The 23,894-nt window shown below is 69.8% G+C and carries 27 protein-coding genes and 1 tRNA gene; 12 read left to right on the top strand and 16 right to left on the bottom strand.

The window, feature by feature from the left end:
- Positions 1 to 34: 34 nt before the first annotated feature.
- The 4 genes from ACZ5TV_RS01840 to ACZ5TV_RS01825 all read left to right on the top strand — a co-directional run bounded on the left by ACZ5TV_RS01840 (position 35) and on the right by ACZ5TV_RS01825 (position 2,160).
- Positions 35 to 232, top strand: a complete 198-nt coding sequence (locus tag ACZ5TV_RS01840; protein WP_379783911.1) for a hypothetical protein — start codon at positions 35 to 37, stop codon at positions 230 to 232.
- A gap of 5 nt (positions 233 to 237) precedes the next feature.
- Positions 238 to 546, top strand: coding sequence for a hypothetical protein (locus ACZ5TV_RS01835; RefSeq protein WP_464384056.1), 309 nt, complete (start codon positions 238 to 240; stop codon positions 544 to 546).
- Between the two features lie 61 nt (positions 547 to 607).
- Positions 608 to 1,567 carry a zinc-dependent metalloprotease gene (locus ACZ5TV_RS01830; RefSeq protein ID WP_379782445.1) on the top strand — a complete coding sequence of 320 codons (960 nt, stop codon included), beginning with the start codon at positions 608 to 610 and terminating at the stop codon, positions 1,565 to 1,567.
- 122 nt (positions 1,568 to 1,689) lie between these two features.
- Positions 1,690 to 2,160 (top strand): pyridoxamine 5'-phosphate oxidase family protein, encoded by a 471-nt coding sequence (locus tag ACZ5TV_RS01825; protein WP_379782443.1) that lies wholly within the window; start codon positions 1,690 to 1,692, stop codon positions 2,158 to 2,160.
- Positions 2,161 to 2,200: 40 nt separating this feature from the next.
- Here the strand turns inward: ACZ5TV_RS01825 and tgtA are convergent, their stop codons facing one another.
- The 8 genes from tgtA to ACZ5TV_RS01785 form a co-directional block, all read right to left on the bottom strand.
- Positions 2,201 to 3,682 carry a tRNA guanosine(15) transglycosylase TgtA gene (tgtA, locus tag ACZ5TV_RS01820; RefSeq protein ID WP_379782441.1) on the bottom strand — a complete coding sequence of 494 codons (1,482 nt, stop codon included), beginning with the start codon at positions 3,680 to 3,682 and terminating at the stop codon, positions 2,201 to 2,203.
- A 48-nt stretch (positions 3,683 to 3,730) separates the two neighbouring features.
- Positions 3,731 to 4,519, bottom strand: a complete 789-nt coding sequence (locus tag ACZ5TV_RS01815) for a Nif3-like dinuclear metal center hexameric protein (protein ID WP_379782439.1) — start codon at positions 4,517 to 4,519, stop codon at positions 3,731 to 3,733.
- 62 nt (positions 4,520 to 4,581) lie between these two features.
- Positions 4,582 to 5,949: a glutamyl-tRNA reductase gene (gene hemA, locus ACZ5TV_RS01810; protein WP_464384055.1), complete on the bottom strand. Its 1,368-nt coding sequence runs from the start codon at positions 5,947 to 5,949 to the stop codon at positions 4,582 to 4,584.
- Positions 5,946 to 6,596, bottom strand: a complete 651-nt coding sequence (locus ACZ5TV_RS01805; protein WP_379782811.1) for a precorrin-2 dehydrogenase/sirohydrochlorin ferrochelatase family protein — start codon at positions 6,594 to 6,596, stop codon at positions 5,946 to 5,948. The genes hemA and ACZ5TV_RS01805 overlap by 4 nt, the downstream gene beginning before the upstream one ends.
- A gap of 100 nt (positions 6,597 to 6,696) precedes the next feature.
- Positions 6,697 to 7,782 (bottom strand): siroheme decarboxylase subunit beta, encoded by a 1,086-nt coding sequence (gene ahbB, locus ACZ5TV_RS01800; protein WP_379782809.1) that lies wholly within the window; start codon positions 7,780 to 7,782, stop codon positions 6,697 to 6,699.
- 418 nt (positions 7,783 to 8,200) lie between these two features.
- Positions 8,201 to 8,671, bottom strand: a complete 471-nt coding sequence (locus ACZ5TV_RS01795; protein WP_464384054.1) for a DUF7112 family protein — start codon at positions 8,669 to 8,671, stop codon at positions 8,201 to 8,203.
- 9 nt (positions 8,672 to 8,680) lie between these two features.
- The gene (locus tag ACZ5TV_RS01790; RefSeq protein WP_379783773.1) at positions 8,681 to 9,085 is read right to left on the bottom strand and encodes a 30S ribosomal protein S6e; all 405 of its coding nucleotides are present in this window, start codon (positions 9,083 to 9,085) and stop codon (positions 8,681 to 8,683) included.
- 84 nt (positions 9,086 to 9,169) lie between these two features.
- Positions 9,170 to 9,970, bottom strand: a complete 801-nt coding sequence (locus ACZ5TV_RS01785; protein WP_464384053.1) for a lipoyl protein ligase domain-containing protein — start codon at positions 9,968 to 9,970, stop codon at positions 9,170 to 9,172.
- A 97-nt stretch (positions 9,971 to 10,067) separates the two neighbouring features.
- Between ACZ5TV_RS01785 and ACZ5TV_RS01780 the strand changes: the two genes are divergently transcribed.
- The 3 genes from ACZ5TV_RS01780 to ACZ5TV_RS01770 all read left to right on the top strand — a co-directional run bounded on the left by ACZ5TV_RS01780 (position 10,068) and on the right by ACZ5TV_RS01770 (position 13,536).
- A complete protein-coding gene (locus tag ACZ5TV_RS01780; protein ID WP_379783274.1) occupies positions 10,068 to 11,747 on the top strand; it encodes a sensor histidine kinase in 1,680 nt (559 codons plus the stop codon).
- A gap of 108 nt (positions 11,748 to 11,855) precedes the next feature.
- Complete coding sequence (locus ACZ5TV_RS01775) at positions 11,856 to 12,800, top strand: DUF8155 domain-containing protein (protein WP_464384052.1); 945 nt, start codon at positions 11,856 to 11,858, stop codon at positions 12,798 to 12,800.
- A gap of 274 nt (positions 12,801 to 13,074) precedes the next feature.
- Positions 13,075 to 13,536: a PaaI family thioesterase gene (locus ACZ5TV_RS01770; RefSeq protein WP_379783807.1), complete on the top strand. Its 462-nt coding sequence runs from the start codon at positions 13,075 to 13,077 to the stop codon at positions 13,534 to 13,536.
- A gap of 10 nt (positions 13,537 to 13,546) precedes the next feature.
- Here ACZ5TV_RS01770 and ACZ5TV_RS01765 read toward each other — a convergent pair whose 3' ends face one another.
- Both ACZ5TV_RS01765 and ACZ5TV_RS01760 read right to left on the bottom strand, forming a co-directional pair.
- On the bottom strand, positions 13,547 to 15,478 hold the full coding sequence (locus ACZ5TV_RS01765) for a molybdopterin biosynthesis protein (protein WP_464384051.1): 1,932 nt from the start codon (positions 15,476 to 15,478) through the stop codon (positions 13,547 to 13,549).
- Positions 15,475 to 16,773 (bottom strand): molybdopterin molybdotransferase MoeA, encoded by a 1,299-nt coding sequence (locus ACZ5TV_RS01760; RefSeq protein ID WP_464384050.1) that lies wholly within the window; start codon positions 16,771 to 16,773, stop codon positions 15,475 to 15,477. The genes ACZ5TV_RS01765 and ACZ5TV_RS01760 overlap by 4 nt, the downstream gene beginning before the upstream one ends.
- Positions 16,774 to 17,190: 417 nt before the next feature.
- On the opposite strand from ACZ5TV_RS01760, the gene ACZ5TV_RS01755 reads away from it, so the two are divergent.
- From ACZ5TV_RS01755 to ACZ5TV_RS01740, 4 genes are all read left to right on the top strand, one after another.
- A tRNA-Ser gene (locus ACZ5TV_RS01755) sits at positions 17,191 to 17,274 on the top strand.
- 219 nt (positions 17,275 to 17,493) lie between these two features.
- On the top strand, positions 17,494 to 18,093 hold the full coding sequence (sod, locus tag ACZ5TV_RS01750) for a superoxide dismutase (RefSeq protein WP_379783426.1): 600 nt from the start codon (positions 17,494 to 17,496) through the stop codon (positions 18,091 to 18,093).
- Positions 18,094 to 18,283: 190 nt separating this feature from the next.
- Positions 18,284 to 18,646, top strand: a complete 363-nt coding sequence (locus ACZ5TV_RS01745) for a DUF5827 family protein (RefSeq protein WP_379783424.1) — start codon at positions 18,284 to 18,286, stop codon at positions 18,644 to 18,646.
- Positions 18,647 to 18,696: 50 nt separating this feature from the next.
- On the top strand, positions 18,697 to 19,653 hold the full coding sequence (locus ACZ5TV_RS01740) for an ATPase (protein ID WP_464384326.1): 957 nt from the start codon (positions 18,697 to 18,699) through the stop codon (positions 19,651 to 19,653).
- 87 nt (positions 19,654 to 19,740) lie between these two features.
- Here the strand turns inward: ACZ5TV_RS01740 and ACZ5TV_RS01735 are convergent, their stop codons facing one another.
- Both ACZ5TV_RS01735 and ACZ5TV_RS01730 read right to left on the bottom strand, forming a co-directional pair.
- Positions 19,741 to 20,235 carry a hypothetical protein gene (locus tag ACZ5TV_RS01735; RefSeq protein WP_379783777.1) on the bottom strand — a complete coding sequence of 165 codons (495 nt, stop codon included), beginning with the start codon at positions 20,233 to 20,235 and terminating at the stop codon, positions 19,741 to 19,743.
- Positions 20,236 to 20,344: 109 nt separating this feature from the next.
- A complete protein-coding gene (locus ACZ5TV_RS01730) occupies positions 20,345 to 20,698 on the bottom strand; it encodes a 4a-hydroxytetrahydrobiopterin dehydratase (RefSeq protein ID WP_379783779.1) in 354 nt (117 codons plus the stop codon).
- A gap of 110 nt (positions 20,699 to 20,808) precedes the next feature.
- Between ACZ5TV_RS01730 and ACZ5TV_RS01725 the strand changes: the two genes are divergently transcribed.
- Positions 20,809 to 21,639 carry a BtpA/SgcQ family protein gene (locus ACZ5TV_RS01725; RefSeq protein WP_464384049.1) on the top strand — a complete coding sequence of 277 codons (831 nt, stop codon included), beginning with the start codon at positions 20,809 to 20,811 and terminating at the stop codon, positions 21,637 to 21,639.
- A 92-nt stretch (positions 21,640 to 21,731) separates the two neighbouring features.
- Here ACZ5TV_RS01725 and ACZ5TV_RS01720 read toward each other — a convergent pair whose 3' ends face one another.
- The 4 genes from ACZ5TV_RS01720 to ACZ5TV_RS01705 form a co-directional block, all read right to left on the bottom strand.
- On the bottom strand, positions 21,732 to 22,223 hold the full coding sequence (locus ACZ5TV_RS01720; RefSeq protein WP_379782646.1) for a nucleoside deaminase: 492 nt from the start codon (positions 22,221 to 22,223) through the stop codon (positions 21,732 to 21,734).
- Positions 22,224 to 22,247: 24 nt separating this feature from the next.
- The gene (locus tag ACZ5TV_RS01715; RefSeq protein ID WP_379782644.1) at positions 22,248 to 22,655 is read right to left on the bottom strand and encodes a hypothetical protein; all 408 of its coding nucleotides are present in this window, start codon (positions 22,653 to 22,655) and stop codon (positions 22,248 to 22,250) included.
- 94 nt (positions 22,656 to 22,749) lie between these two features.
- A complete protein-coding gene (locus ACZ5TV_RS01710; RefSeq protein WP_379782642.1) occupies positions 22,750 to 23,568 on the bottom strand; it encodes a hypothetical protein in 819 nt (272 codons plus the stop codon).
- Entirely contained in the window at positions 23,555 to 23,749 is a 195-nt protein-coding gene (locus ACZ5TV_RS01705) for a zf-TFIIB domain-containing protein (protein ID WP_379782639.1), read from the bottom strand. Before ACZ5TV_RS01705 ends, ACZ5TV_RS01710 begins: the two co-directional genes overlap by 14 nt.
- Between the last annotated feature and the right edge of the window lie 145 nt (positions 23,750 to 23,894).

Here is a 23,894-nt window from a genome sequence, read left to right as displayed (position 1 = left end):
GGCATCGAAAAAGAAGCCAGCGGTCCCGGCCTCGTTGAACGACGGTCACCAAAGGAGGCCGAACGGCGCGGGCGGCACGGACGATCCGGACGGCGCGGACGATCCGGACGGCGCGGATGGCCCGGACGGCACGGACGATCCGGACGGCGCGGATGACCCGGGGGATGCGGACGAGCGCACTGGTGAGTGCCGGGAAGGGACGGCACTGTTAACCGCCCGGAACGACAACTGACGGATATGTCAAAGAAATCCTTCACGCTGCTCGAACTCCACCTCGGCGACGGTGACATCCGGATCGGTCCGAACACGCTTCTCGGCGGGAGCGACGACGCCGCGGCCGACACGCCCCTCGACGGTGGCGGGGCGGGTGCGGGGACTGCCCCGGCCGACGGAGGCGAGACCGACGACGCCGGGGGCTGCCCGGGTAAGTCGATCGGAGTTGCGCTGTTGCTGGTCGGACTGCTCGCGGCGGCCGGGTTCGCGGTCGCCCGCCTGCTGGGCGACGACCTCGAGGACGCGACCGAACTGGACGGCCTCGCAGAATAAGCCGGACGACTCGTAGCGCGACCGACACAAGGGACTTGAGGTCGGCACGCCTGTGATCCGTATGGACCTCCTCCGAAGCATTCGCGCGGTCTCCGAGGCGTCCGGGACCGGCGTGATCGACTGGGCGAAAGCGGGCGAGGCGGCGAAAGCGAGCACCGATCCCGGAGCGCTCGACCTGACGCCCGCCGAGCGTCGGGGGTACGCCGCTGACGTCCAGGACGCGCGGGCCCGACTTCGAGCGGTCGCCGGCGTCGAGTTCGATGTCCCCGACACGATAGAGGTACAGAACCGTCACCACTGGATCGACGCGAACCTCGCGACGTTCCACAACGTCATGGGTCCGGTTGAAGCGGCCACGAACGCACGACTCCCCGACCTCTCGCGGGTCGTAAACACCGGGTCGATGGCGTTCACCCTCGGTTTCCTCGCGCGCAACGTGCTCGGCCAGTACGACCCGCTCCTGCTCGCGGACGACGCGGACGCCGACCACGGGCTCTACTTCGTCCATCCGAACGTCGTCGCCGTCGCCGCCGAACTCGACGTCGCATACCCGCGGTTCCGTCGGTGGATCGCCTTCCATGAGGTGACGCACGCGGCCGAGTTCGGCGCGGCACCGTGGCTCTCGGGGTATTTGGAATCGCGCGTGGAACGCGGCGTCGACGAGCTGGTCGCCGGGGGGCTCGACCGCACGGCCTTTTCGGAGCTACAGACCGCGATGACCGCCGTCGAGGGGTACGCCGAGCTGCTGATGGACCGCGCGTTCGACGAGGAGTACGCCGACCTCCGTCGAAAGCTCGACGCGCGCCGCGGGGGTGGGGGGCCGGTCCGGCAGATCGCCAGCCGCCTCCTCGGACTCGGACTCAAACGGCAGCAGTACGAGCGCGGCGCGACCTTCTTCGAGCGTGTCGCCGACGAACGGGGGGTAGAAGCCGCGAGCGTGGTGTGGGAGCGCCCCGAGTACCTCCCCACGAGCGGCGAGATCGACGACCCTGGCGCGTGGATCCGGCGGGTTAACCCGTAAACGAGTGGTCCCACGCCTCCCGTCCGGCACCCGCTTGCCAGTCAGCCACGGCACCGATCGGCTTCGGCGTTTCGCGGGGCGTCCGGCGGTGGATTTAGACCGCCGGCACCCGTACGGATCGTATGAAACTCACCGGGCCTTGGGATCGGGACACCGTTGACCGATTCCTCGCTGACGCCCGGATCCCGGTCCGGATCGGCTGTCGAACCCCGGCCGATGACCCGTGGTTGGTGTCGCTGTGGTTCGAGTGGGACGGCGCGGTCCACTGTGCGACCGGCGCGAACGCCGACATCGTGACGTTCCTCCGATCCGACGACCACGTCTCCTTCGAGGTGTCAACGAACGATCCGCCTTATAAAGGCGTTCGCGGGCGCGGGAGGGCGACCGTGAGTCCGGACCCCGACAAGCGGTACCTCCGGTCGCTCATGGATCGATACCTCGGCGGCACCGACAACGACCTCGGCGACCGGCTCCTGCGCCCGGAACGCGAGGAGGTCCACGTGCGGATCGAGCCGGAACGGCTGCACTCGTGGGACTACTCCGCGCGGATGCCCGCGGGAACCGACTCGGACGACAACGCGGACGTGAACTGAGACACGAACCCGGACGTGGAATAAGCCGCGGCGCCCCGGCTCACCGGCCGAGCTCGGTGATATCCTCGATCGCCACCCGATCCGGGACGACGGCGAGCGCCGCGGGATCCCAGTCTGCGTGGCCAAGCGTCACCGCCGTGTCGGGGTTCGCTTCCACGAGTCGGGAAACGCCCTCGGCCGCCGCGAGTTGGGCCGCGCAGTCGGTCCGTTCCGGCGTCTCGGCGGTGAGCGGGTACGTCTCCGAGAGCGCCCGCGGGAACGGACCGAACGGCGGTTTCACGCGCCACACCGCGTCGTAGTCGTGACTCGACGGTGGCTTCGACTCCGTGAGGAGCAGGGTTTCGGGCACGGTGAGCCGGGCGATCCGGTCGTGATGTCTGGACACCTCGGGCCGCCGGGCCGACTCGTGGGAAGTATAGAAAAACGTCCCCTTCGAGACGGGATCGGTCGCTTCGAGCTGATCGGCGTGGTCGAGCAACGCCCGGTACCCGTCGAGCATCGCCGGGTGCCCGCGTGCGCGGCGCTCGACGAGCTCCAGCAACGTTCCGGACCGGATCGCCTCCTTGATCCGACGGATCTCCTCGAACGTGACGTGGAGGTTGTGTTTGGCGAGCAGCCGCTCCGCCTCGTCGTCCCCGGCCGCACGCAGGTCGGCCGGCGTGTGCTCGACACACACCGGACACGAACAGGGGAAGTGGCTCATCTCCGCGAGGTGATCCGTTCCCGAGACGGTGAGATACCGGCCGTCCCGCGCCATCAGCGCGTACGCCGCGGAGTCGAACAGGTCACACCCCATGGCGACGGCGAGCGCCAACATCATCGGATGGCCAGCGCCGAACAGGTGCACCGGACAGTCGGGGTCGAGCCCCCGTTTCGCCGCGGTCACCGCCTCGACGACGTCGGCGTATCGGTAGGCGTTGAGCAACGGCACCATCGCCCCCACCGGGAACACGTCGAGGTCGGTCCCCGCCGCGTGTCGGCCCGCTTGTTCTCGGAGGTCCGTGTACGTCGACCCCTGGACCGGCGCGTTGACCAGCATATCTCCCGTATCGGCCGCTACCGCGTCCGCGAGTGCGGTCCGGGTCGTTTCGAGGTCGCGCTCGGCCCGCTCCCGGTCCGCGTCCGGGGGGGTCGGCACGTCGACCGGCGTTGCGATGTCGCTCCCGATCCGGCGCTGGAACTCGAGGATCTCCGCCGTCGTCACGTCGATGTCGCCGTACTCCGCCAGCTGGAACGAGCCGGAGTCGGTCATGATCGCGCCGTCGAACCCGAGGAACTCGTGGAGCCCGTCGGACAGCACCCGGTCGCGTATCCGGTCGGTGCTCCGGATGATATAGGAGTTGGTGATCAACAGTTCCGCGCCGAACGTCTCACGGATCCGCCGCGGCTCGATCGTGAGCACGTTGGGGTTGACGACCGGCAACAGCGCCGGCGTCTCGACGGTGACGCCCGCGCGGGGAACCGTCAGCCGGCCGATCCGGCCGGCCGCGTCGTGGTCCCGAACCTCGAAGTGATCGCGCATACGCGGACTGCGGGAAGCCGGGCGGTAAGGGTTGCGTTCGCTCGGGGGCTACAGCCCGGTCGGATGACTCACGTACGTCGTCTCCACGTCCCAGTCGTTCGCGAGCGACCGCAGCGACCGGACGCCGAACGTCTCGGTCGCGTAGTGGCCGGCCAGATACACCGTCACGCCCGCTTCGCGCGCGTCGTGGTACACCTGCTGTTTCCCCTCCCCGGTGATCAGCGCGTCCGCGCCCGCCTCGACCGCCTCGTCGAGCCAGTCCGTCCCGGAACCGGTGACCACCGCGACTCGCTCGATCCGATCGGGACCGAACGCCAGCACGCGAGTTCCACTCCCTGCCTCGGCACCGTCGAAACCGTCGAGTCGCTCGCGGATCGCGTCCGTCGGGAGGGGTTCGTGCGTCTCGCCCATCGTGCCGATCGTCACCGGTCCGATCGTCCCGAACGGCTCCCGCTCCGAGAGCCCGACGGCGTCCGCGACGCCGGCCGCGTTGCCGAGCGTCGCGTGTCCGTCGAGCGGCAGGTGTGAGACGTACAACGCCATGTCGTGCTCGACGAGCGCCGCGATCCGGTCGTACGTCTGTCCCGTGACGTGTTCGATACCGCCCCACGAGACGCCGTGATGGGTGACGAGGAGATCCGCGCCGGCGTCGGCTGCCGCGTCGATCGTCGCCGTCGCCGCGTCGACCGCGAACGCCACGTGGTCGACCGTGCGCTCGGGAGTGGTTCCGTCACCACCCGGACCGACCTGTAACCCGTTCGCGCTCGCGTCGACATCGGCGTACGCCTCGGTTTCGAGCTCATCGTCCAACCGGTCGACGACGGCGTGTAACTCCATGGGTCGCCGTACGGTCGGCGGTAGGAAAGGGATCCGGTCAGTCGGCGAGACGGGTGGATCGGTCAGTCGTCGACTTCCTCGGTGGAGAAGTCGGTGGCGGCGTCGAACGGCGCACCGGGGGGTGCGTCTGCGGGTGCGTCAGCCGACATCGGCCCGGTCCCGTCCTCGCCGGGGATTTCCGGGGGCGCGTCGAACTCGGGGTCGAACAGGTGCAGCGCGGTCCGTATCGTCTCCCAGTCGTCCTCGCCGGCGGCGTCCCGAAGCGACCGGGTGGGCGCGGCGAGCAGCTGGCCGACGAGCGCGTCGGCCATCGACTCGACGGTCTCGCGCTGCTCGTCGGTCAGATCGCCCTGTGCGTCGAGCTTCGTGAGCGCGCGGCCGAGCTCGCGCTCTTTCACGCGGTCGGCGCCGGCGTACATCGCGGAGATCGCGTCGTCGGCCCGCTTGCGCTTGTACGCCTGAAGTATCCGGTCGAGCTCGGCGTCGATGATCGCCTCGACCTCGCGGGCCTCGGTCTCGCGTCGTTCGCGTGTCTTGCGGGTGACGTCCTCCAACGCGTCGATATCGTACAGCGACACCGCCGACAGCGACCCGACCGCGGGGTCGACATCGCGCGGCTGGGCGATATCGATACAGACGGTCCGGTCGGGACCGTCGAAATGGGTCGTGCCGAGCACGGAATCCGGACTCCCGGTCGCGGTGATCACGAGGTCGGCCTCGGGGACCACCGCCGGGAGGTCGCTCAAGGGGACCGCCGCCGACTCGGTGTCGACCTCCTCCGCGACGAACGCGGCGTTCGGAACCGTCCGGTTCGCAACGATGATCTCCCCGACTGGCGTCTCGTCCAAGCTGCGCGCCGCGAGCGTCCCCATCTCGCCGGCACCGACGACGACCGCCGTCCCGTCGGCGAGGTCGAGCTCGTCGGCCGCGAGCCGAACCGCCGCCGAACCGAGCGAGACGACGCCCTCGTTTATCGACGTCTCCGTCCGTGCACGCTCACCGACGTGGAGCGCCTTCGTCACCGCGTCCTCCAAGACGGGGCCGATGCCGCCGGCGGCTCGGGACTCCTCGTACGCCTCCCGGACCTGACCGATTATCTGGTCCTCGCCGAGGACGAGCGACTCGAGCCCGGCGGCGACGCGCATCAGGTGTTCCAGGCTCTCCTCGTGGTCGAACTGCCGGACCGCCGCCCCACGTACGTCCGGCGCGAACGACTCGAGCGCCGCGCTCCCGTCCGTGGTCCGGTTCGTCACGACGAACGCCTCCGACCGGTTACACGTCTGGAGCGCGAACGCCTCTTCGACGCCGTCGCGTGCGAGCAGGTCCGACACGGTGGCGCGGACGCCGTCGCCGCCGGCCGACTCGATCTCGTCGACCGTCGCGGCGGAGTGGGCGACGCTCACCCCGCGGATCGCTCCAGTCTCTTTCATCGGTCGACGACCTCCTCGATCACGTTGTGAGCCTCTTGACGCCCGTTGGATCTCCCCTTTTGTAAAGCCTTCCAAACCCCTTCGGATCGCACGACGCGACGGATCGCGTCCCGCCGTGTTTCGGGATCGACGCCCCGGTCCGACAGCTCCCGACGCAGGTCCCCCGAGAGGTCGGCCATCGCGCCCGCGCCGGCGATCTCGGCTTCGATCCGCTGGCGGAGCGCCTTCGAGAGGGCGGGGCTCGCCCCCCCGGTCGATATCGCGACCGCCACCGGGTCGTCCTCGACCGTCGCCGGAACGACGACGCTTCCCGGCTTCCGACCGCCTGAGACGTCCGTTCGATTCACCAAGATCCCGGCGTCGAGCGCCGCCGCCTCGACGGCCGCGTTCACCGCCCGGTCGTCCGTCGCGGCGACGACGATCGCGGGCGACGTCCGGTCGATCCACGCGCCGACGTCGTCCGCGCCGGGAGCGGCACGAACGAGATCAACCCCTTCCCCGTCCACCAGCCGGTCGGTGAACGCGGGGCTGACGACGACGACGGCGTTCGCGTCGGCAGCGAACCCGAGCGCCTTTCGGGTTCCGACGGTTCCGCCCCCAAACACGAGGACGGTCGCGTCCGAGAGGTCGTGGTACAGCGGTGTCATGGATCGGACCGTGTGATCGGCTGTTGATTCGTCCGTGTATTCGTTCTCGTGGACGAGTCGTCGCGTATCGACGCGACGCCCCACGGGTCGGCGGCGGCGGTCACACCGTGTTGCTGCTGGCTCGCTCGTCGATCCGGATCCCGGTCTTCTTCAGGATCCGCGTCGAGAACAGCGTGTCCCAGTCGTCGGCGGAGACGTCCCAGAACTCGGCCATCACGTCGCGGACCTGCGAGACCCGCCGTTCGCTCTCCGCCTCCGTTCGCCCGTGTGTCATCGCGAAGAAGTTGTACTCCCACACCCCGGCGTGTCGCGGGCGCTCGTAACAGTGGGTGACGAACCCGAGGTCGGCCACGGCGGGGCCTACCTCGTCGAGGGCGTCCGAGGGCACGTTCCAGACGGTCATCCCGTTCTCCGTGTAGCCGAGCGCGTAGTGGTTCGGGATCACGCCGACGCGGCGGACTTTCCCCTCCCGACGGAACCGCTCAATCGTCTCGATCACCCAGTCAGCGTCGGTGTCGAGCGCCGCCGCGACGTCGGCGTACGGCGTCTCCGTGATCGGGAGTCCGCCCTGTATCTCGACGACGAGGTCGCGCTCCTCGGGCGTGAGCGTCGATCGGTCCGTCGGTTCGACATCGGGTGCGAGCCCGGAGAGATCGACGTCGCCCTCGGGAACCGGCCCGTCGACGAGGAACTTCGCCCCGACGTGGAACTCCCGTTGTTTCGGCAGGTTGTACGTCTCCTGGCCGGTCGCCGACTCGATCTCGTCGAGTACCGCTTCGACCCGATCGTTGCCGTCCTTGTCCGGGTCCGGATGGTCCGCGACGCTCACGACGAACCAGACGTTGAGGTGCGGGTGTTCCCGCTCGTAGTTGTGGGCGACCTCGGTGAAGCCGTTCACGATCTCGACGATCTCCTCGAACCGGTCTTCGGGGGCGTGCATCGCGACCAGCGAGGCCGCGCCACCGATCTCCTCGGCGTTCACGAGCGCGCCGAACCGCGAGAGGATCCCCTCCTCGTCGAGCTCCCGGACCCGGTCGCACAGCTCCGGTCCCGTCACTGCCACACCGCGGTCCCGAAGCGCCTCGGCGGCCGCGTCGAACGGCCGCGTCGTCACCGGGAATCCACCCTGAAACGCGTTGATGATCCCGCGGTCGAGCGCCGTCAGCTCCGCGTCGACCTCTTTCATACCCTGGTTTCGGGGCCGAACGAGAATAAGAGCACTGTTGCGAGCCTTCGTGGCCGAACGCGTGCTGACCCGACCGTCGCAGGTCTCAGTACCCACGAACCACGCAACGGACGGAGCGCGGCGATCGATACCGGGACCGGATGGATCGGCATCGCCTATTTATAAGGGTCCGAGCGGGTCGGCATCGCCTATTTATATGGGTCCGAGCGGGTTGGTGACGGTCGTTCACCTGACTGTCAAAAGTCCCTCTGGCAGTCGGGCTTCGCCCGACGACCTCGCGGGCGCGCCACCACACCGATTTATATACTCGACCGCCGCCACGTCCATCGGTACGTGAATGCTCCTCACAGCAGCGATCTATGGTATCCACACCCGGAAGTACGGGTCGCTCCGCGCCAACTGCTCCGCGACCGTTCACTTATAAATCGTCGAGGTCACGAGCGATGTCCGCGAGCGACGAGCGGGGGCCACGTGTCGCGTCGTACATCGTCCGCTCGCCGGGGGCCCGGAGGCCGTACAGTTCGCCGGGGACCACCACGTCCAGCACGACGACGTCGCCCGGGTCGCGGTCGATATCGGCGAGCCACTCGGTTAGCCGGTTCGGTCCCTCCGTCCCGCTTCGCGCCCGCCGCCGGTCGTCGAACGCGCCGCGGAGAAGCCGGCCGCGCGAGTCGGACTCGACGCGGGCGTGTCGCTCGTCGCCGTCGATAACGACGCGAACGAGGTCGCCGGGCTCCAGCTCCAACCGGTCACACGTCCCCGATTCGACCCGGCCGTCGAGTTCCGCATCGGTCGGGATCCGTACGCAGGGACGGCGGGTGCCGCCGCTCCGCGCGAGATCGACACGGACGGACGCGACGCTCTCGTCGTCGGAGGGAACGCGAGGCATCCAGTCGGGTTACTCGTCGGCGTCCGCGTCCGCGTCGCCCTCGCCCAGCGCGGCCGCGACCCCGCCGTCACCGTCGACGACCGAGGCGTTGATCTGTGCGATGTCGTTGTCGATCTCGCGGCCGCGGACGGTGATCCGCTTGCGCTCCCCGTCGCGGCTCGGCTTGAACCCGACGCCACCCTCGAGCAGGAGCTCCTTCAGGCGGGTGCCGGAGACGTCGGCGCGCATCGGACGGCCAGTCTCGTCGGAGCCGCCGGTGAGCTCGATCGTGTACCCGGAGAGTCCGACGGCGTCGCCGTCGATCTCGTCGCCGAGCTCGCGGCCGAGGAACCGGTTCGCGTCCTGTCCGTCGACCTCTCGCTGGAACGTCTCGCCGGTTTCGGGGTCGGCGATGACGACTTTGAATTCAGCCATGACCGAGTCGAGACGCCCGCGAATAAAAAGCACGTCGAAACCTCGACACGCCGATCGATCGCCGTCGCGACCGTCTCCGGCGGCTCACCAGGGCTCGGAGCCGACGCGCACGGTCTCGATCGACGGGTCGACGCGTCCGTCACCCGGCTCGTGGTTCGGTTCGTCGCTCGGCTCGCCCCCCGCCGTCCGGAGCCCGCACGGTTCCCGGTCACCACGGACCATCGCCACGAGTCCCGACTCGACCGCTCGCGCGACGGATCGGTGGTCCGGCGGCCCGCCCGCGTCCTCGATGCACCCGACCGACGCCGGGTCGAACGGGACTTCAAGTGCGTCGTACACGGGACCCAACACGGATCCGAGCGCGGCCGCCTCCTCCCGCGTCACCACCAGACAGCCGGCAACGAGTACCGCGTCGGACCGGACGCGTTGGGCGACCCCAGCGACCTTACCGCCGGATCCGGCGACCCGTAACGAGTGGGCTCCGGGACAGAACGACGCCGCCGGCTCGCCGTCGATCACGGACGCCCCGAGGGTTTCGAGGGCCGACGCGACGGTCCCCGAGACGCGGTCGTATCGACCTTCGATCCCGCCAGCGGCGGCATCGGAGTCCGGAGGCAGCGCCGCGGCGAACGCGAGGGTCCACCCGGTGTACCCCACCGCTCGCCCCCCGACGTCCCGCTCGACCGGCACGTATCCGGCGTCCGCGGCGGCCCGCCTCGCGGTCCCGTAGTTCGGTTCGCGCGCGTCCCGACGCCCGAAAGCGACCTGGCGCGGCGGGGCCCACACGCGGACCGACGGCGTGCCGTCGCGGGCCTTCGAGAGCATCCGCTCCGTCCGCTCCCGGTCGGGTGTCGGGTCGCCCGCGCGCCCACGGTACACGCGCATGTCACCACCGACGGGTCGGACCGACAAGCGCTTTGCGTTCGTCACGCATACGCATGACGCAAACGTTTTGCCGGTGGTATGGTTCGTACCGGTATCGATGAGCGATCTGGGGGCACTACCGGTGCAGGCGTATCTGCTCGCGTGCCTGCTCGCCGGGGTCATCGGGCTGTGGCTCGGCCGCGTCGCGTGGACCGAACGCGACGAGCCCGGTCGCCTGGAGGTCTCCTTGTACCTCCTCGGCGGCGGACTGCTCTCGCTTTTCTACGCCGTGCGGATCGCCAGCGGGAGTCACACGGTGATGGTGGTCGCGTTACAGCTGTCGACACCCTTTCTCGCCGCGATGCCCGCGATCTGGCTCTACTTCGCGTTCGCATACGCGGGGTGGGACGAGTGGCGAACGGAGTCGCGAGTCGTCGCAGTCGTCTCCCCGGCGTTCCTCTGGGTGCTGCTCGCGTGGTCGAGCCGGACACACGGTCTCGCCCGGCGCTCGTTCGAGGCGGTGCCCGACGGGCCGTTCAGCCTCATCGAGCTCGCGCCGGGGCCGGCGACCGTCGCGTTCGTGTTGTACGCATACGGGCTGTTCCTGTTCGGGCTCCTCGTGGTCGTCGACCTGTATCAACGAACCGGGAACCGATATCGGCTCCAGACGTTCGTCGTCCTCCTCGGGGCGTTGTTTCCGCTCCTCGCAGGTCTCGTCACGGTCATCGATTTCGGGAGCTATGCGAACCTCGAGTGGGCGCCAGCGGCGTTCGTCGTCCACGGCGTGTTCCTCTACGGTGTCGTGTTCTGGTTGGGGACGCTCGACGCCGCCGTTGTCGCCCGAGACACCGCGGTGGAAGTCATGCAGGACCCCGTGATCGTCGCTGGGTCAGACGGACGCATCCGTGATCTCAACCCCGCGGCGAAGCGGCTCCTCCCCGACGAAGCGGTCGGTGAATCGCTGTCCGATGCGTTCCCACGGTTGGAGGCCGGCGACAGCCACCCGATCACGATGAACGACCGGCAGTTCGACATCCAAGAGGACCCGATCACGGACCCCCGTGGAACGGATCGGGGGCACGTCTTTCTGCTCCGTGACGTGACGGCGAGGGAACAGCGACAGGCGGCATTAGAACGCCGGGAGACGCAGCTCGAACGACAGAACGACCGGCTCGAGGAGTTCGCCGGTGTCGTCTCACACGACCTCCGGAACCCGCTCGCGGCCGCGACCGCTGCCGTCGAGCTGGCGCGTGTCAGCGAGGGCGACAAGGACGACGCGCTCGAACGGGCGACGAACGCACACGAGCGGATGGACGAGCTGATCGAGGGGTTGCTTTCGCTCGCGACCGCGGGGAAGGCCGTCGACACGCTCGAACGGGTCGCGATCGATGGCTCGATCCGCACCGTCTGGTCGCGCTTGGAGACGGGGCCGGCGACGCTCGTGGTCGACCTCCGGAACGAGACGGTTCTCGCGGACGAGGAGCGACTCCAGCAGCTCGTCGCGAACCTGTTCCGCAACGCGATCGAACACGGCGGCGACGACGTGACGGTCACCGTGACCGCGACCCAGGATGGCGACAGCCTCGCGTTGCGGGTCTGTGACGACGGTCCCGGGATCCCGGACGACGAGCGGGGTCGCGTGTTCGAGCGGGGAGTGTCGCTCGGCGGCGGAACCGGGCTCGGGCTGGCGATCGTCAGCGACATCGCCGAGGCACACGACTGGTCCGTCGAGACGGTCGACGGTCCCACCGAGGGTGCCTGCTTCGAGATCGGCGGGATCGAGGTCGTCGAGGAGTGACGACATGACTGTGGCGACGAGTGGCATCCCCTCCGGAGCCGTCGCTCGACGATCTCGACACTCCGCCGGTTCCGACGGCCACATTTCGGTCCGTCCCCTGGCGTGGATATGACCGTCCGCCTCCCCGCCGGGTCGTTCGACCCGTACCGGCGCTTTTCGATCTACAACTCCCCGTATCCGGCTCACGACGACGGGTGCGCGATCGATCTCTATCCCGAGGGGGAGCTCGGACGCTCTCCAGTCGCTGGAGTCGTACGTGAGACCCGAACCGTCGGCTGTCCGGACCGTTCGTACGCGGCGGCGACCGACCACCTGATCCTCGTCGACCTCGACGACGAGTGGTGCCACCGTGCGGGTGCCGACCCTGGGACCGTCGCTCGGATGCTCCACGTGATCCCGGCGGTCGAACCGGGCGACCGAGTCGCGGTCGGTGACGTCCTCGGCCCGACGACGCGGTCGGGCTTTTTCGGCCAGTGGGTCGACGACCACGTTCACCTCGGCTTTCGGCCGCCGGGGTCGAACCCGTTGCGAGCGAGCGGGTCACTCCCGGTGTCGGTCGGCGTCGCGGTCGGTGGCGTCACGTGGGGCGGGACGGGGACGGTCGTCGAAACCGGGCCGACACACGCGGTGCTCGACGCCCCGACGCACCCCGGCTCCGGAGCGCCGTTCGTCGCGGTTCGGAGCGACGAGGGCGTGCCGCTCGACGGCGGGCTGGCCCACTATGCGGGCGGCGGCGGATTCGGGTCGACTCGGTCGGGCGAGTCGCTGTCGCTGTGGGGAACCGAGGTCGGTACGGTCGCGACCGCCCGAGCCGCGCGGAAGGCTGGCTCCGCGGACGCGTCGGGGACACCGACACCGGTCGCTACGGTCGAGTGGGCCCCGATCGACGTGGTCGCGAACGGCGAGCGGATCGTCGGCCTCTCGCTGTTCGCCGCTCGCGCTCCTCGCTGCGGGGCGAAGCTCGTGTGTCCGGACACCACGTTCGACGTCGGGGAGACGGTAACGGTCCGGGTCGAACCGAGCGACGACCCGGTCCGGCTCGGCGGTCGGTGAGCCTCTAGACGTGACTCGAAGAGCCCGGAACACGATCCGATCGATGGCGAACAGCCGGCGCGCGGCCGCGACACCCGCGGCGGTGCGCCGGACTCCCGTCTCGGCCACCGCGGGCGACCCGTCAGGTCACGCGTCGGATGCCGCGTCATGCTACATGAGACGTTGCCTGCCCCAGCACGTGTGGAGTCCTCGGTAACGTTTCCGAGCCGATCAACCGACGGGAGGTTTCGACCGGTTCCCCGGGTTACAAGCGTCCCGGCGGCGACGGGGGGACATGGTCGATCGCGATATCGCCGACATGGACCCGATCCCGTCGGCGGCGACGGAGTACGTCCAGCGCCGGATCGAGGAGGAACACGGCTATCTCTCGTGGCTAAACACGTCGGTTGACGTCGTCGAGCGCGGCCGGATCGTGATGTCGATCCCGTTCGACGAGAAGCTGACGAACACGGACGGGCGGACGATCCACGGCGGCGTCGCCGCGACCCTGATCGACACCGCGGGCGGCGTCGCCCAACGGACGGCGTTCGAGGACCCCCTCTCCGGCGGCGTGGCGACGGTGAACCTCAACGCGAACTACCTCCGGCCGGCGACCGGCGACCTCCGAGCCGAGGCCGAGGTCGTCCGGGCGGGCGGCTCGATCGGCGTCAGCGACATGACGGTGACGAGCACGACCGAGAACGGCTCCGCGGAGGTCGTCGTCGGCCAGGGCTCGTTTCGGCTGTTCCGCGACTGACGCGCCGGGGTTACACCGAGTACCCGGCGAGCCCACTCGTGATCGCGTCGATCCCGTCGAGCGCCGCGTCGAGGGCCGCGACCGCGTCGCGGTCGGCGCGATCCGGTGCCGCACGGACGGTGACCGTCTGGTCGCCGAGCGGGACGAACCCACAGCCGAGTCGCTCGGCCGTCTCCCGGAGCCCGAGGCCGACGTCGGCGTCGCCGCGGACGACCGTCCGGACGGGGCTCTCGAACGCCCGGACGGTGCGGTCGTAGCCGTCGATCCCGTCGGTGAGCGCGCGCCGTGAGACGTCGCGTTCGGCGGCGAGCTCGTCGACCGCCGCGTCGAGGCTCCGACGGAGCCCGCTGTCGGACGACCGGTTGACGAACCGGAGGTCGCGGTCGACGAGCTCGGCGAGCCCGTCGACCCCCTCGGGGTTCCCGTCCGGGACGACGAGCCCCCACCCCCGGCTCCAGCCGCCGAGGTCGACGCTGTCGACCTCGCGGTCGGTTGGTCCGGCGACGACGGCGACGTCCGGGACGCCGTCACGGAGCCGACGGAGCCCCTCACGGGAGCCGACGGGGAGGTATCGGGGGCGTTCCAGTCGGTCGAGCAGGCGGTTGAGCGCGGGGTCGTCCTCGCCGACGCCGAGCAGCGTCGGCGGCCGGACGTCGGGCGAGAACAGCTGGACGGAGACGGACTCGCCCGCGTTGAGGTACTCCGTATCCGGGTCGACGGCGACCACGCCGTCGGCCTCGACGAGGCTGGTCGTCGCGCCGGACCCCTTGTCGACGGGGTAGACGAGCGGCCGGTCGCTGTCGCTCCCCTCGGCTTCCGTGCCGATGTCGAGCAGGCCGACGGGCATGTATCGGAGACGACCCTCGGCGTAGCGCTCGCCGGCCGCCATCCGACCCTCGACGGTGGCAGTCCGCGGCTCCGGCAGGCCGGCGGCCTCGCGGATCGCGGGGGTGACGAACGTGCGGAAGATGGTGAGCGCGGAAACCGGGTAGCCGGGAAGCCCGACGTACGCGGACTCGCCGCCGTCGCCGCGGTCGAGCCGGCCTATCAGCATCGGCTTTCCCGGTTTGACCGCGACGCCGTGGAGGAGGAGCTCGCCGCGTTCCTCGATCACGCGGTAGATCACGTCGACCGCGCTAGCGGACGTCGACCCCGACGAGAGGACGAGATCGCACTCGTCGGCCGCCTCACGCAGGATCCGCTCCATCTCGGCGTAATCGTCGCCCGCGTGCGGATACAACACCGGCTCGCCGCCCGCCTCGGCGACGCCCGCGGCGATCGTCGTCGAGTTGACGTCGTATATCTCCCCACGGTCGGGGTTGAGCTCCTCGCCGGGGCGAACGAGCTCGTCGCCCGTCGAGACGATCCCGACGGTCGGGCGGCCCCGGACCGGGACCTCGTCGCGCCCGAGCGCGGAGAGCAGCCCGATCTCGCGGGGTGTCAACCGGGTTCCGGGGCCGAGCGCGCGGGCCCCCGCGGCGATGTCCGCGCCGGCGACCATCACGTGATCGCCCGGCGCGACCGCGGTCCGGAACGCGATCCGGGTCGCGCCCGCGTCCTCGACCGTGTCGGTTCGCTCCACCATCACCACGGCGTCGGCCCCGTCTGGCATCACCGCGCCGGTCGACACCTCGGCACACGTCCCCGGTTCGACGGTCACGTCGGGTTCGACGCCCGCGTGGACCGCACCGACCAGATCGAGCGTCACGGGGTCGGCCTCGTCCGCGCCGAACGTGTCCCGCGCGCGAACCGCGTACCCGTCCATCGACGCCCGATCGAACCCCGGGACGTCGGTTCCGGCGTCGACCCGTTCGGCCAGCACGCGGCCGCGCGCCTCGTCGAGCGGGACCGACTCGGGATCTGGCGTGAGATCCAGCGAGGCGATGGCGTCGCGGGCGGCGGCCGGCTCGGCGAGGTCGCGGAACTCCTTGCGGTCGCTCATTCGGTCACCTCCCACAGCTCCACGTCGACGACCCGGCCGGCGTCGAACCCCTCGACCGACTCCGGAACGACGACCCACCCGTCCGCGAGCGCGACGCTGGAGAGCACGCCGGAGCCGCTCGCGCGGGTCGGGGTCGCGACGGTCGACGGTCCGTCGCTCGTCCCGCTCGCAGTGGGCGACCCATCCGACTCGGTCGACCAATCCGACTCGGTCGACCCATCCGACTCGGTCGACTCGTCCGACAGCCGAACCCGGGCGAACGTCCGCGTCCCGGGCTCGCTCGCGATCTTCCGGTCCAGCCGTGCGCGTCGGGTGGGGAACGGGGCGGGGTCGGTCCCGGCGACCCGCTTCTGTGTCGGGCGGAGGAACTGGACCGCGTTGACGATACACGCGACGGGGTAGCCGGGAAGCGAGAGGACCGGCGTCCCCGACGCCCGGCCGAGACACACCGGATGGCCGGGTTTGAGCGCGACGCCGTGGACGAGCACCTCACCGATACCGTCGACCACCTCGGGGATGAGGTCGCGTTCGCCGACGGATGAGCCGCCGGTGGTGACCACGATGTCGGCGTCGAGGTCGCGCTCGATCGCCGCCGCGAGCGCCTCCTCGTCGTCCGTGACCACGTCGCGATAGCGGGCGTCACCGCCCCACCGCCCGACGAGCCGGGAGACGGTGAGCCCGTTCGTCTCGATCACTTCGCCCGGGTCCGGGTCCGACTGGACGAGCTCCTCGCCGGTCGGGATCACGGCGACCGTCGGCGGCTCGTACACCGGGACGGCGTCGAGCCCGACGGATTTGAGCAGCCCGAGGTCCGAGGGCCGGAGCGTCGCGCCGGCGTCGTAAAGTCGCTGGCCGTCGGCGACGTCCTCGCCCGCCGGGCCGACGTTCTCGCCGGCGGCGACCGCGTCGAACGCCTCCAGCTCCGCACCGACCGCCTCGACGTGTTCGATCATCACGACGGCGTCCGCGCCGTCGGGGAGCGCGCTCCCGGTGTGGACCCGGGTGGCCTCGCCCGGATCGACGTCGCCGTCGGTCGTTCGGAGCACGGCGGGCGACCGGTCGGACGCGCCGAACGTGTCCTCGGCGCGCACCGCGTACCCGTCCATCGCCGCGCGGTCGTAGCTCGGCACCGGCGCGGGCGCGTCGACCGGCTCGGCGAGCACTCGCCCGTCCGCCTCGCCGAGCGACACCGTCTCCACTCGGTCGTGTGGCTCGATGTCGTCGAGCAGCGTCGCCAGCGCCTCCTCGACCCGGGTCCGTCGCTTGAACCCGGATTCGCGTCTGTCGTGGCTCATGCTCGGTCGTTCCCGCTCCGCGGGCAAAAACCCCGCCACCCCGGTCGGGGCGACGACCGTGGCGACGGCGCGGTCGACGACTGCTTATAACCGTTCGCGGGAGGACACGGACTCCGAATGGAGCGGTGGAGCGCCGTGTGTTCCGGCGATCGAGGGTACCCAGCGCCGGGGACCGGTTATATACCACGCCCGTGATCGCCGAACGAGTGGGCGACCGAATTGCCACGGAGTCCGTGAGCGATCGCGACCCGTCGGCGACGCCGACGCACGCGTGTTCCTTATAAGGGATGTAAATACGAGCGAGCGAATCGTCCCGTCGCGGGGCGTACACGAAGGCGGAACGACGCCGGTGGCGGGCACGACGGCCCGCCCGACACCGATACCCATTAGTCCCGGCGTCTCGACATCCCGATGCGTGGTGGGATGGCAGAGTGGCCTATTGCGCCGGTCTTGAAAACCGGTAGCCTCACGGCTTCCTGGGTTCAAATCCCAGTCCCACCGTATCGAGCGCGGCGCGGCTTCGCGCCGTGTGAACTGATGTAACCACTGACGGTTATCTGATCGTTCCGGATCGGGGCTCGACTCGTCTCGGTACGAACCGCTATCACACCGATAACGCTCACGTAAGCCGGTGACGCTCACGTCCGGTGACGTGTGGTATCGCGTGCCGCATTATCTTTAACAGGTATCCGTCCGTGTGTATGGATAGGTGAATCAGATATGAGCTACGAACTCGATCCCCTTCCGTACGATTACGACGCGCTGGAACCCCACATCTCCGAGCAGGTACTCGAATGGCATCACGACACGCACCACCAGAGCTACGTGAACGGCTGGAACGCTGCCGAGGAGACGCTCGCGGGGAACCGTGAGGAACACGACTTCTCCTCGTCCGCCGGCGCGATCCGAAGCGTGACGCACAACTCCTCGGGTCACATCCTTCACGACCTGTTCTGGCAGAACATGTCGCCGGAGGGTGGCGACGAGCCCGAGGGCGCGCTCGCCGACCGCATCGAGGAGGACTTCGGCTCGTACGACGCCTGGCGAGGCGAGTTCGAGGCGGCGGCCTCCGCGGCGAGCGGCTGGGCGCTTCTGGTGTACGACACGTTCTCGAACCAGCTCCGCAACGTCGTGGTCGACAAGCACGACCAGGGTGCGATCTGGGGCGGTCACCCGATCCTCGCGCTGGACGTCTGGGAGCACTCCTACTACCACGACTACGGCCCGGCTCGCGGCGAGTTCGTCGACAACTTCTTCGAGGTCGTCGACTGGGAGGAGCCGTCCACCCGCTACGAGCAGGCCGTCGAGCTGTTCGAGTAACCCCGCCACCCGCGGGGCCACGCGTCGAGTTCCGTTTTCTTTCGTGCGCCGTCACGCGAGCAGCGGCGCGACCGTGCCGTGATCCCGACCAACGCGGCGTCCGGCAGTTCGGGTCGGATCCCGTCCGTCCCGACCGAGCGGGGCCGCGCGTATCGCGAGGGTTTACGGCGTCGCACACGTAGCGCGGCCCATGCCCGAACCCAAGTCACGGTTCGACGAGACGTTCCCGTGTGACTTCTACACGCCGGCGGAGCTGTTCGAGCCGGATCTGCTGTACACGATCCCCGAGATCGCGCGGATGCTCCAGGGGTTGGAGCCGGACGCCGAGGTCGACGACGACACCGAGGCCGTGCTCATCGACTGGGCGGTGCCGTGGGTGATGGTCCACAGCGACGAGCTCGTGATCGCGGAGCCGTTATCGGAGGAGGGGCCAGGCTACTACGGGGTCGCGCCGGAGGCCGTCGAAGCGACCGACGAATCGGACCGTGCCGGCGAGACGGACGGAGCAAACGGAGCGAGCCCCGGCGTCGACGGCGCCGACGGCGACCAGTGACCGGGCGCGTAGACGACACCGGTGCCGGCGACGGTTCCGACGGGGGACCGATGCTCCTCGTTGCCGGCGGCTCCCGCGTCGACGCCGGCAAGACGACGTTCTCGACCGGGCTCGTGGCGTTCCTCTCGGGGTCGGTCGACGACGGCGCGGCCGAGTCGGCGAACTCGGCGGGACCGTCGAACCCGGCGAACTCGGCGGGATCGACGGGACCCGCCACCGGCGACGTCGTCGGCGTGAAACCCCGCGCCGGCAACGACTACTGGTTCGATCACGACGACGTCCGGGTCGCCACCGACGCGGGTCGACTATACGGGAAGGACGCCCGACGGCTCGCGGCGGCGAGCACTCGGCCGCTCGACCCGGGAGCCGACGCGATCGCGCCCGAGTCGATCAATCCCGTTCACCGTCTCTGGCGGCCGACACCGGGTCGAACCGGTATGCTCGGTGACGCCGACCGGACGTTCCTCTGTGACCGCGTAACGACGGCCGACGGCTCCCGGTACGTCGTCAACGGCGCAGCTGAGGCGGCCGGACTCCTACCGGCGGCGCTGAGCGACCGGCTACCGCTCGCGGACGCGACACGCGTGAGAGACGTTCGGGAGTTCAACGAGGTGATGGCGTCGGCGTACCTTCCCGCCTTCGAGCGGCTCGCTGGCCGCGTCGCGCGGGCCTCGGTCCCGGTCGTGATCGAGTCGTACGCGGACGTGGCCTCGCCCTTGTCGACCCGGGACGACTCGGGTATCGATGTCGGGATCGACGCGGTCGCGGTGGTCGACCCCGGCCGCGCACGGATCTACGCCGGTGACAGGTACGCGAAGGCCCGGCGAGTCGCCGCCGGGAGCGCGCGCGAGGGACGCTTAGAGGAGCACACGGACGCGGTGACCGACATGATCGAATCGGTCGCGACGGTCGGCCTGCCGGCGTTGTCGGGGGAGGAACGGGCGCGACCGGCGACCGTCGCCGGGCGGTACGGCCCGGCGTACGAGGCGCTGCTGGACGCGGCGTGATCGACGGGAGAACCGTCGGTGGCGGTTCGATCGCGCGACCGGTCAGTCGTCCGGGGCCGACCGGTCAGTCCTCCGGGGGCTGACCCGTCAGTCGTCCGCCGGCCGGTTCTTTTTCGTGTAGGCGTCGAGCGCGGTCTCGATCGTCGAGAGGTCCCGCGTCACGCGACTGTCGGCGACCCGCATGAACCCGGGCGTGTACGATGCCGAGTAGTCGAAGATCGTGTTCACGCCGCGTTTCGGGACGGAGACGGGCGTGAACGACTCCACCGTGTACACCCGCGTCGTCGGGAACGCGGTCCAGAACGTGCCGCTGACCCACCGGTCCTCGTCGGCGAACGTCTCGCCGACCCGGCCGGTGGCGACGTACTCGCCGTCGTGGTAGAACAGGAGGAGGTCATCCGGCCCCATGCGCTCGAACGTGGAGTCGTTGCCGCTGCCGTCGCTGACGGCCCACAGGCGGGCCTCGTCGACGGCCGCGAGGGGCTCCGGGCGGTCGTCGTACTCGGTGAGATCGACCGCCGACCGGACCGTTCGATCGAAGTTCTCCGGGTCCACCGGGACCAGGAAGACGTTCTCGCTCATTGACCCGTATTTTCGCCGGCAGGGATTTAAATGCGTCCGTTGCGCCGTCGCTCCGTCCCGGAGTCGCGAGCCCGCGCGATTCGCCGGCGATCGGCCGAACCCCCGACTGTCACTCCCCGTCGGCGTACGCCGCGTACGCCCGGTCCATCCGGGCGGCCATCGCGAAGTCGGACCGGTGAAGCCCGTCGATGTCGTGGCTCCACATCTCGATGCGGACCTCGCCCCACGAGAGGTGGATGTCCGGGTGGTGCCACTCCGCCTCGGCGAGCTCGCCCACGTCGTTGGTGAACGCGAGCGCGGTCTCGAAGTCGGGGAACGCGTACGTCGCTTCGAGGTGGTGACCGTCGACGACCGTCCAGGCGTCGCCGAGGCGTTCGAGGAGCGGTTCGTATCCGTCGGCCGAAAGCGGTTCCGCGTCGTCGTCGGCCGGCTCGACGGGTTCGTCGGCGAGTGAGGATGACATACGTCCCCGTTCGGCACGGAGCCGTTTGTAGCTTCCGCGCCCACAGCAAGTGCGGCCGCCGACACTGTCGCGGCGGCGGAGTTATGTCTGGGCCCGTGCTCGGGCGAGTCATGGAGTTCGACGCCACGTTCGGCACCGACGCCCCGCTCATCGGCATGGTACACCTCCCGCCGTTGCCCGGCGCGCCGGGCGCGCCCGACGACGGCTCGCGCGCCATGACGGCAGCGGTCGACCGCGCGGTACGCGACGCAGCAGCGCTCGACGCAGGCGGTGTCGACGGGGTGATGATCGAGAACTTCGGCGACGCCCCGTTCTATCCGGACGACGTCCCGAAACACACCGTCGCGGCGACGACCCGCGCCGCGGCCGCCGTGGCGGACGCCACCGACCTCCCGATCGGAGTCAACGTCCTCCGGAACGACGCCGAGGCGGCCGTCGCCGTCGCTGCGACCGTCGACGCGGCGTTCGTCCGGGTGAACGTCCACACCGGCGCTCGGGTCACCGATCAGGGGATCGTGGAGGGACGGGCGCACGAGACGATCCGACTCCGCGAGTCGCTCGGCGTCGACGTCGGCGTGTTCGCCGACACGGACGTGAAACACTCCGCACCGCTGACGCCGGCGGGATACACCGCCGAGTCGTTCGCGGACACCGCCGAACGGGGAGCGGCGGACGCCGTGATCGCGTCGGGTCCGGGCACCAGCGAATCGGTCGACCCCGACGCGCTTCAGGCGGTCGTCGACGAACGGGACGAACACGGGCTCGGAACGCCCGTGCTCGTCGGCAGCGGCGTCCGGCCCGACACCGTCGCGGAGCTACTGACGATCGCCGACGGCGCGATCGTCGGCACCGCGCTCAAACGGGGCGGCGAGACGACCGCCCCGGTCGACGCCGGCCGGGTTGAGACTCTGGTCGCGCGGGCCGACGAGGTCCGAGGGTAGGTCCTCGCCGACGGAGTCACCGGAGCCCCCGGAACAACTGGAACCGACTGGAGGGGGCCGCTCAAGAGGGCGGTGGGCCAGGCCAACCGGCGTCACGTGTCCGTCGCGCTGCCGCCGTCCGGGCGACCGTCCGTGCCGTAGAACTCGTTGTGGACGGCCATCGCCGCGTCGGTCGCGGCCGGCCCTTCGACCACGGTGTCCCCGCCAGCTCGGCGGATCACTTCGCCCGCCGGGATCGTCACGACGTCGCCCGTCCGCTCGTCGAGGGTCGCGCCCGAGACGCCGAAGACGACCCGACCGATTCCCGCGTAGTGGATCGCCGTCGTACACATCGGACACGGCTCCGTGCTGGCGTACATCGTACAGGCCGCGCGGTCGGCCGCGTCGAGCTCACGTCCGGCCCACCTCGCGAGGCGCAGCTCGGGATGAGCGGTGATATCGTCGTCAGTCCGCGTCGTGTTCCGTGCCTCCCGAACGACGTCGCCGTCGACGACCAACAGCGCGCCGAACGGCGTGTTCCCCGCCCCGACCGCCTCCTCGGCGAGCTCGATCGCCCGGTCCATGTGCGTGGTGTCCGTCCCCATACACCGGTGTGTACCCGACGGGTGCTAACTGTTCGTGTGATCGGTGGCTTCGTCGTCGGCCGATGGGCCGCCCCCGTCGCCGGCCACCCAGTCGTCGGCGTCGCCAGCTGACGACCCGTTCTCGCCGCCGGCCGACGGATCCTTCCCGTCCTCGTCGCCGGCCGGATCGGCAGCCGAGGTACGCACGTCCCGAAGCGCCTCCACGGCCTCGTCCGTCGCAGCCGATCGAGTTTCGGTGACTGCGGCGGGATCGAGCCCCTCGTCGGCCTCGGCATCAGGACCGCGGTCCGCATCGTCCGCGTCGTCCCCGTCGTCCGCGGGTTCGGTCGCGTCCGCCGACGGTTCCGGCGCAGCCCCGTCCATCGTCGACCCGTCGTCGGTCCCACCGGTGAGCCCGCCGAGCCAGTCGCGTAGTCGGTCGAGAACTCCCATGGTTCGGTGTCAGTAGTGTCGTAGACGTTCGTCCGAATCGTTCGGTTTGGTTGGTTCGTCCGGTCCGTCGGTCGTCATCCGGTTCGTCGGGTTCTCAGTAGTTCTTGAACAGCAACGCCCGCACGTCGTCTTTGGTACGGGCCGTCTCGACGCTCCCGTCGGGGAGGTCGACCTCGTAGCGAACGTCGCCGTCCCCCTCTCGCCACTTGTCGTCGTGGGTGTTAAGCAGGCTCATCATCGCGTTCAGCTGGGTCGTGCCGTCGTCGTCGGCGGCGGTGTCCGCATTATCCACGTCTTCGTTGTCCGCGTCTTCGTCGTCCGCGTCTTCGTCGTCCGCGTCTTCGGCTTCCTCGCCGTCTCCGTCCTCGTTGCCTTCGCCGCCCGAGTCTTCGTCGACAGCGACGTCGACGCCGATCGCCTCGAACGGGTCGGTCGCGAAGGCGGTCGCGCGGTCGAGGATCGCGTCGATCAGCGCGTCCTTCGTCATCTCGCTACGCCCGGCCACGTCGAAGGTGGCCGCCATCGTGTACAGGTCCGTCCCATCGGTCTCGTCCGGATCGCCGTGTTTCCGGTTCCGATCGGCGAGCCGTTCACGAACCGCCTCGCGGTCGAAGGGTGTCCCGAACGTTCCGGACCCGTCTCCCCCATCCGATCCCGGGTCATCGGTGGTGTCGCCTGTCTCAGCGGTACTCGGGCCGACAGCGCTCTCCTCCACCGCTTCGGCGGTGGTGCTCCCGTCGACCGGATCGGCGGTCCGACCGGGGTCGTCGACGGCCTCGGCGAGGTCGAGCAGGTACGCCAGCACGTCGTCGGTGTCGACGGTCGCGTACGCCCCGGCGTGTTCGTCGGCCAGCTCGGATCGTAGCGTCTCGATACGGTCCCGGTGCTCGTCGGGTATCTCAAGCGTTTCCATCGTTCTCCATGCTCCGTCCGAACCGTTCCAGCGCCTGCTCCCAGCTCTCGACGACGCGGGGTTCGCCGGAGTGGTCCGCCTCGACGCCGACGAACCCGCAGTCGTCACACGCGATCGCCTCGGCTCCGGCGAGCGCGAACGTCGTCAGCTCCGATCCACAGCGCGGACACTCGGTCGACACGGTCTATCGTGCGGATCGACGACGGGGTTCGTGAAAAACACAGGGGTCGACGATCGAATGCCCATCGCCTAACACACGACGCCCGACCGCCACACGGCTCATGTCCACCTCGACGTGAAATCGGGCAGCGGTTCGGACGCGAACC

This window comes from Halorubrum tibetense, assembly GCF_055396225.1.
The sequence above is the reverse complement of the archived record's forward strand: the minus strand, read 5'-3'. Positions and strand labels throughout refer to the sequence as shown.